Genomic DNA, 1593 nt, shown 5'->3' with positions numbered 1-1593 from the left:
CTTTTTATTTTGCCTCTGATATAATCAGTCTTATAAATTATAAAGGCTGGTATATAAATGAAATTAGATAGTAATAACCATTCAGTATTCTTGTTGTATTATCACCTTGTGTTGGTCGTGAAATACAGAAGAAATGTGTTTGATGATGATATGTCAGACTATGCAAAAGATATGTTTGTTCGACTATCTGAAAACTATAACATCACAGTAGTTGAATGGAATCATGATGTAGACCATGTTCATATTTTGTTCAAGGCACACCCTAATACAGAAATGACAAAATTCATCAATGCTTATAAAAGTGCAAGTTCTCGACTTATTAAAAGAGACTTTCCACAAGTGAAAAAGAAACTTTGGAAAGAGATGTTTTGGTCAAGAAATTTTTGCTTGCTAACTACTGGTGGTTCGCCAATAGACGTAGTAAAAACATATATTGAAAATCAAAGTGAAAAGTGAGGTGAAATGATATGACAAAGCAGAATAAAGCATATAAATTCCGTTTGTATCCAACAGAAGACCAAGCGCACCTTATGCGTAAAACCTTCGGTTGTGTACGTTTCGTGTATAACAGAATGTTAGCTGAACGGAAAGAAGCGTATGAAAAACATAAAGATGATAAGGATCAACTAAAGAAACNNGATTCATTAGCTTTGGCAAATGCTCAACTAAACTTGCAAACTGCCTATAAAAATTTCTTTCGTGGTCAAAATGACTTCCCAACATTCAAAAGCAAAAAAGACAGAAAGTCTTATACAACGAATGTAGTGAACGGAAATATTATGTTGCTTAACGGTCATATCAAATTGCCGAAACTGAAAATGGTACGTATTAAACAGCATAGAGAAATACCACAAGACCATATAATCAAGTCATGTACGATTTCTATGACACCTACTGGTAAATACTATGTGTCTATTTTGACTGAATACGAAAAAGAGATCGTACAAAAAGAAGTAGAAACAGTTGTTGGATTAGACTTTGCGATGGATCAATTATACGTCAGTTCTGAGGATGAGAGAGCCAATTATCCTAAGTTCTATCGTGAAATGTTAGACCGATTAGCAAAGGCGCAACGAGTATTATCAAGACGTACAAAAGGTTCAGTGCGTTGGAATAAACAACGTATCCGTGTAGCTAAGCTGCATGAAAAAGTAGCAAACCAACGTAAGAATTTCCTTCATCATAAGTCTAAAGAGTTAGCTACTCATTTTGATGTTGTAGCTATTGAAGATCTAAATATGAAGGGAATATCGCAAGCACTTCATTTTGGAAAAAGCGTCGCTGATAATGCTTGGGGTATGTTCACTTCTTTCGTAGCTTATAAACTAAATGAACAAGGCAAACAGCTTGTGAAAATAGACAAATGGTTTCCTTCCACAAAAACATGTAGCAGTTGTGGAAATGTGAAAAATATGTCATTGTCTGAGCGAGTCTATTCTTGTATATGCGGTGTAAATCTCGATAGAGATTATAACGCAGCTATCAATATCAAAAATGAAGCAATACGCCTATTAGCGTTAGCATAGATAGCAATAAAATAACCCTTGGAACAAGGGAGTTAGCTCGGCTGTCTTAGGACGAATTCGTTAGCTA

General features: G+C 34.8%; 2 protein-coding genes. Both read left to right on the top strand.

From position 1 onward, the window contains the following. Positions 1 to 57: 57 nt before the first annotated feature. Positions 58 to 456, top strand: coding sequence for an IS200/IS605 family transposase (gene tnpA / locus COK05_RS28485; RefSeq protein ID WP_098615203.1), 399 nt, complete (start codon positions 58 to 60; stop codon positions 454 to 456). Between the two features lie 11 nt (positions 457 to 467). After that, positions 468 to 1526 carry an RNA-guided endonuclease TnpB family protein gene (locus COK05_RS28480; RefSeq protein WP_098615202.1) on the top strand — a complete coding sequence of 353 codons (1059 nt, stop codon included), beginning with the start codon at positions 468 to 470 and terminating at the stop codon, positions 1524 to 1526. Positions 1527 to 1593 lie beyond the last annotated feature (67 nt).

This window comes from Bacillus cereus (genome assembly GCF_002567495.1).
Taxonomy (GTDB): domain Bacteria; phylum Bacillota; class Bacilli; order Bacillales; family Bacillaceae_G; genus Bacillus_A; species Bacillus_A cereus_AQ.
The sequence above is the reverse complement of the archived record's forward strand: the minus strand, read 5'-3'. Positions and strand labels throughout refer to the sequence as shown.

Excerpts from the sequence above, each read along its gene's own strand:
- tnpA (WP_098615203.1), top strand. The coding sequence starts at position 58 with ATGAAATTAGATAGTAATAACCATTCAGTATTCTTGTTGTATTATCAC.